The organism is Streptomyces sp. NPDC049577 (assembly GCF_040675635.1).
Classification (GTDB): domain Bacteria; phylum Actinomycetota; class Actinomycetes; order Streptomycetales; family Streptomycetaceae; genus Streptomyces.
Genome location: NZ_JBFAPH010000335.1, coordinates 1 through 6,849, shown reverse-complemented (window position 1 = coordinate 6,849; position 6,849 = coordinate 1). Strand labels below are relative to the sequence as shown.

The 6,849-nt window shown below is 76.2% G+C and carries 2 protein-coding genes; one reads left to right on the top strand and one right to left on the bottom strand.

The window, feature by feature from the left end; genetic code table 11:
* Window positions 1-206, bottom strand: a 206-nt coding sequence (locus AB0K09_RS27450; RefSeq protein ID WP_366068096.1) for a hypothetical protein, incomplete at its 3' end; no start/stop codon positions are given.
* 9 nt (window positions 207-215) lie between these two features.
* Here AB0K09_RS27450 and AB0K09_RS27445 point away from each other — a divergent pair.
* The coding region (locus tag AB0K09_RS27445) for an amino acid adenylation domain-containing protein (RefSeq protein ID WP_366068095.1) at window positions 216-6,849 on the top strand (6,634 nt) is incomplete at its 3' end.

Here is a 6,849-nt window from a genome sequence, read left to right as displayed (position 1 = left end):
GAAAAGGTCTGGGGCGATACTCTCGCGGCCAATCTGACCGGCGTCTGGCTTTCCATGAAGCACGAGATCGCCCACATGGAGAAGAACGGCGAGCGGCGGCGAGGCCCGGCGCGGCCGCCGAGGCCGCCGGGGGCGTCGCGGACGTCCTGGACCTCGCCGCCCCCGGCGCCCCCGCCGGCGAGCCCCTCGCCCCGGCGGCCGGACAACTGGCGTACGTGCTCTACACCTCCGGCTCGACCGGCCGCCCGAAGGGCGCGATGGTCCACCACCGGGGCATGAACAACCACCTCCTGGCCAAGGTCGAGGACCTGGCCCTGGTCTCCACCGACACGGTGGTGCAGAACGCGCCGCTCACCTTCGACGTGTCCGTGTGGCAGATGCTCGCCCCGCTCGTCGTGGGCGGCCGCGTGCTCGCGGTCGGCCAGGAGCTCGCCGCCGACGCCGTGGGCCTGTTCCGCCTCGTGGCGCGGGACGGCGTGACCGTCCTGGAGGTCGTGCCGTCGCTGCTGCGGGCCGCGCTGGACAGCTGGGACGAGGGCGCCGAGGTGCCCGCGCCGGCCGCCCTGCGCCACCTCGTGGTCACCGGCGAGGAACTGCCCGGCGAGCTGTGCCGGCGCTGGTTCGCCCGCTTCCCCGGCATCCCGGTCGTCAACGCCTACGGTCCGACCGAGTGCTCCGACGACGTCACCCACGCGGTGATCACCGAGGGCGCCGACGGCACCTCGCCGATCGGCCGGGCCATCCGCAACACCCGGCTGTACGTGCTGAGCGACGAGCTCCAGCCCGTGCCGGTGGGCGTGGCCGGCGACCTGTACGTCGCCGGCGTGGGCGTGGGCCGCGGCTATCTGTCCGACCCGGCGCGCACGGCGTTCACCTTCGTCGCCGACCCGTTCGCCGCCGACGGCTCACGGCTGTACCGCACCGGTGACCGGGTGCGCTACCGGCCGGACGGGCAGCTGGAGTTCCTGGGCCGGCGCGACGCCCAGGTGAAGATCCGCGGCCAGCGCGTGGAACTGGGCGAGGTCGAGGCGCGGCTGCGCGAGGCCCCCGGGGTGAGCGACGCGGTCGCGGCCGTGGTCGCCGGCCCGGGCGGGCACCCCCAGCTGGTCGGCTACCTCGTCGGCACCGACGACGAGCGCGCCGTGCGCGAGTCCGTGGCGGCCGTGCTGCCCGAGCACATGGTCCCGGCGGCGTTCGTGGTGCTGGACGCGGTGCCGCTCACCGCCAACGGCAAGACCGACCGCAAGGCCCTGCCCGCCCCGGACTTCGCCGCGAGCACCGGCCGCGCCCCGCGCACCCCGCAGGAGGAGATCCTGTGCGGCCTGTTCGCCGAACTCCTGGGCCTGGAGACCGCCGGAGTCGAGGACGACTTCTTCGCCCTGGGCGGCCACTCCCTGCTCGCCACCCGTCTCGTCTCCCGCATCCGCACCGCCCTGGACACCGAGGTGACGGTCGCCGACCTGTTCCGCGCCCCGTCCCCGGCGGCGCTCGCGGAGCGGATCGGCGGCACCGGCCCGGCCCGGACCCGGCTCACCCGCCGGGACCGCCCCGAGGTCCTGCCGCTCTCCCACGCCCAGCGCGGACTGTGGTTCATCAACCGCCTGGACGCGGCCGACGGCACCTACAACATCCCGCTCGTCCTGCGGCTCACCGGCGAGCTCGACCCGGACGCCCTGGCCACCGCCCTCGCCTCCCTGACCGCCCGGCACGAGAGCCTGCGCACCGTCTTCCCCGAGGCGGACGGTGTGCCCCGGCAGGTCGTCCTCGCCCCCGAGGAGGCCCGCCCGGTGCTGCGCGTCGTCGACGCCGCCGGCACCGACGCCTCCGGTGAGGCGGCCCTGGTCGCCGAGGCGGCCGGGCGCGGCTTCGACCTCGCCGTCGAACCGCCGCTGCGCGCCACCCTGCTGACGCTCGGCGAGCGGGAGCACCTGCTGGTCCTCGTGGTGCACCACATCGCGAGCGACGGCTGGTCCACCGCGCCGCTCGCCCGTGACCTGTCCACCGCCTACGCGGCCGCCCTGCGCGGCGAGCAGCCCGGCTGGGCACCGCTGCCCGTGCAGTACGCCGACTACGCCCTGTGGCAGCGCGAACTGCTGGGCGAGGAGACCGACCCGGACAGCCTGATCAGCCGCCAGCTGCGCTTCTGGACCGAGACGCTGCGGGACCTGCCGGAGGAGCTCGCCCTGCCGGCGGACCGCCCGCGCCCGGCCGTGCCCAGCCACCAGGGCGGTCTCGTGCCCTTCGAGGTCGGCCCCGGGACGCACCGCGCGCTGCTGCGGGTGGCCCGCGCCCACGGCGTGACCTCCTTCATGGTCCTGCACGCGGCCCTCGCGGCCCTGCTGACCCGGCTCGGCGCCGGCGAGGACGTCACCGTCGGCGGTTCGGTCTTCGGCCGCACCGACGAGGCCCTCGACGAGGTCGTCGGCTACTTCGTCAACTCCCTGGTGCTGCGCACCGACACGTCCGGCGACCCGGCCTTCGGCGAACTGCTGGACCGCGTCCGCCGCGCCGACATCGACGCCTTCGCCCATCAGGACCTGCCGTTCGAGCGGCTGGTGGAGGCCCTCAACCCGGCGCGCTCGACGGCCCGCCACCCGCTGTTCCAGGTCAAGCTGGTGCTCCAGAACCTGAGCGCCGCCACCGCCGAACTGCCCGGTCTGGACGCCCGGTTCGAGCAGTACGACCCGGACATGGCCAAGTTCGACCTGCTGTTCAGCATGGCCGAGCGGTTCGACGAGCGCGGCGAGGCGGCCGGCATCACCGCCGCCGCCGGCTACTCGGCCGACCTGTTCGACCGGGCCACCGTCGAATCGCTCACCGCCCGGTTCGTCCGGCTGCTGGAAGCCGCCCTGGACCGGCCCGGAACGCCGATCGGCGCCCTGGAGCTGCTCGCCGCCGAGGAACGGCACGACCTGCTCGTCGCCCGCAACGCCACCGAGGCCGCCCCGGCCGGGCGGACGCTGCCGCAGCTCTTCGAGCAGCGCGCCGCCGAGGCCCCCGGGGCCCCCGCCGTGGTGCACGACGACCGCACGCTGACCTACGGGCAGCTCGACGCGTACGCCAACCGGCTCGCCCGCCTCCTGCTGGAGCGCGGCGCCGGATCCGGCACGCTCGTGGCACTGGCCGTGCCGCGCTCGGCCGACGCCGTGGCCGCGATGCTCGCCACCGGCAAGGCCGGCGCCGCCTACCTGCCGCTCGACCCCGACCAGCCGGGCGACCGCGTCGCCCTGCTGCTCGCGGACGCCCGCCCGGCGCTCGTCGTCACCACCCGGGCCGCGCTCGACGCCGCCCCGCACCTCGCGGCCGTCCCGGCCGGACTCCTCGTCCTCGACGCGGACGAGACGGCGGACGCGCTGGGCCGCCACCGCGCCGACGCCCTCGCCGACGACGAGCGCACCACGCCGCTGTCGCCGTCCGACGCCGCGTACGTCGTCTACACCTCCGGCTCCACCGGCACGCCCAAGGGCGTCGTCGTCGAGCAGCGCTCGCTCGTCGACTACGCGACCCATGTCGCGGCCCGCTACCCGGGCCTGGCCGGACGGACCCTGCTGCACTCGCCGCTCTCCTTCGACCTGGGCCTGACCGCCCTGTACGGCACGCTGCTGGCCGGCGGCTGCCTGTACGTGGCCGACCTGGACGAACGGCTGCGCGTGCCCGGCGGGCCGACCTTCGCCAAGGTCACCCCCAGCCATCTGCCGATCCTCGACGCCCTGCCGGAGGACTGCTCGCCCTCGGGCCAGCTGGTCATCGGCGGCGAGGCGCTGCACGCCGAGCAGCTGGCCGACTGGCGCGCCCGCCACCCCCGCGCCGAGGTGGTCAACCACTACGGCCCCACCGAGACGACCGTCGGCTGCCTGGACCACCGCGTCCCGGCCGGCACCGCGCTGCCCGCCGGCCCGGTGCCGCTGGGCCGGCCCATGAGCAACACCCGCGTCTACGTGCTGGACGCGGCCCTGCGCCCGGTGCCGGACGGCACGCCCGGCGAGCTGTACGTCGCCGGCACCGGCGTGGCCCGCGGCTACCTGGGCCGCCCCGCCCTGACCGCCGAGCGGTTCGTCGCCGACCCGTACGGCCCGGCCGGCAGCCGCATGTACCGCACGGGCGACCGGGTGCGCTGGACGAGCGCCGGGGCCCTGGAGTACCTCGGCCGCACCGACCACCAGGTCAAGGTGCGCGGCTACCGCATCGAGCCCGGCGAGGTCGAGGCCCGCGCGCTGGCCTTCCCGGGCGTGCGCCAGGCCGTGTGCCTGGTGCGCGAGGAGGGGCCGGGCGACCGGCGCCTGGTCGCCTGGGTGGCCGCGGAGGGCGCCGTCGCCCCCGAGGCGGTGCGCGCGCACCTCGCGGCGGCGCTGCCCGACTACATGGTGCCGTCCGCGGTCGTCGTCCTCGACCGGCTGCCGCTGACCGCCAACGGCAAGATCGACCGGGCCGCCCTGCCCGACCCCGGTGCCGCGGCCGGACCGTCCGTCCGGGCGCCGCGCAGCCCCGAGGAGGAGATCCTCTGCGGCCTGTTCGCCGACATCCTCCGCGTGGACCGGGTCGGGATCGACGACGACTTCTTCGCGCTCGGCGGCCACTCCCTGCTGGCCATGCGGCTGCTCAGCCGGATCGCCTCGACGCTGGGGGCGCGCATCGGCATCAAGGCGCTGTTCGACGCGCCGACCGTCGCCGGCATCGCCGCCCGCCTCGGCTCCGCCGGCACCGGCCGGCTCCCGCTGGAACCCGCCGACCGGGGCGAGCGGCCCCCGCTCTCCTTCGCCCAGCGCCGGCTGTGGTTCCTGGGCCGCCTGGAGGGCCCCAGCGCCACCTACAACGTGCCGCTGGTGCTGCGCCTGACCGGCGACCTCGACCGGGCCGCGCTGCGCGCCGCCCTGCGCGACGTCGTCGCGCGCCACGAGAGCCTGCGCACGGTCTTCCCCGAGACCGGCGGCGTGCCCTGGCAGCACGTCCTCGGCCCGGTGGAGGGAGCCCCGGTGCTGGAGGAGACGGAGACCACCGAGGACGGCCTGGAGGCCGCGATCGAGGAGACCGTCCTGCGCGGCTTCGACCTCGCCGAGCGGCCGCCGCTGCGCGCCCGGCTGCTCACCACGGGCGGAAGCACCGTGCTCGTGCTGGTGATCCATCACATCGCCACCGACGGCTGGTCCCTCACCCCGCTGCTGCGCGACCTCGGCCAGGCGTACACCGCCCGCACCCGCGGCGCCGCCCCCGCCTGGCGGCCGCTGCCCGTCCAGTACGCCGACTACGCCGTCTGGCAGCGCGCCACCATGGGCGACGAGAACGACCCGGACAGCCGGCTGTCGCGGCAGCTGCGGCACTGGTCCACGGTGCTGGAGGGCCTGCCCGAGGAGCTGGAACTGCCCACCGACCGGCCCCGCCCCGAGGTCGCCACCCACCGCGGCGCCGGGGTGCCGCTGGCGCTCGACGCCGCCACGCACGCCGGGCTGCTCGCCCTGGCCCGCGCCAACGGCGTCAGCGTCTTCATGGTGCTCCAGGCCGCCCTGGCCACCCTGCTGACCCGGCTGGGCGCCGGCACGGACATCCCCCTCGGCACCCCCATCGCGGGCCGCACCGACGACGCGCTGGACGAGCTGGTCGGCTTCTTCGTCAACTCCCTCGTGCTGCGCACCGACACCTCGGGCGACCCGACGTTCCGGGAGCTGCTGGCCCGGGTCCGGGAGACCGACCTGGCCGCCTACACCCACCAGGACCTGCCGTTCGAGCGGCTGGTCGAGGAGCTCAACCCGGCCCGCTCGCTGGCCCGCCACCCGCTGTTCCAGGTCATGCTGATCCTGCACAACGCCGGCGGCCGGCCCGAGGCCGACTTCCCCGGCCTCGAGGTCCGGGCGGAGGGCGCCGACGCGGCGGTCGCCAAGTTCGACCTGTCCGTCAGCCTCTGGGAGCAGTACGCCGAGGACGGCGCCGCCGAGGGCATCCTCGGCCAGATCGAGTACGCCACCGACCTGTTCGACCCGGCCACGGCCGGCACGCTCGCCGCGCGCTTCCAGCGCCTGGTGGCCGCCGCCGTCGCCGACCCCGAGCAGAAGCTGGGCGCGCTCCCCGTCCTCGCCGGCGAGGAACGCGACGAGCTGCTCACCGGGCGGAACGCCACCGCCCACGAGCTGCCCGAGGCGTCCCTGCCCGAACTCTTCCGCGCCCAGGCCGCCCGCACCCCCGGGGCGACCGCCCTCGTCGGCGACGGCGTGGCGCTGACCTACGCTGAACTGGACGCCCGCTCCGACCGGCTGGCCGCGCTCCTGCTCGCCGAGGGCGTGCGCCCCGAGGACCGGGTGGCGCTGCTCCTGGCGGCACGGGCCGACCACGTGGTCGCGACCCTCGCCGTCACCAAGGCCGGCGGCGTGTACGTACCGCTGGACCGGCGCAGCCCCGAGGCGCGCCTGCGGCACGTCCTCGCGAGCACCGGCGCCGTCGCCGTGCTCACCGACCGGGCGAGCCGCGACCTCCTCCCGGAGGGCGGCACGGCCACGGTCGTCCTGTACGACGAGCCTGCCGACACGGTGACGGGCGCGGAGACCCTGCCGGCCGCCGTCCACCCCGACCGGCTCGCGTACATCATGTACACCTCCGGCTCGACCGGTGAGCCCAAGGGCGTGGCCGTCACCCACCGCGGCGTGGCCGGCCTGGCACGCGACCGCTACTGGGGCCACGGCCCGGACGACCGGGTGCTGCTGCACTCGCCCGTCACCTTCGACGCCTCGACCTACGAGCTGTGGGGCCCGCTGCTGTCCGGCGGCCGGATCGTCGCCTGCGACGCCGACGCCACGGACATCGCCGCGCTCGCCGCCACCATGACCGGGCACGGGGTGACCGTCGGCCTGTTCAGCGAGG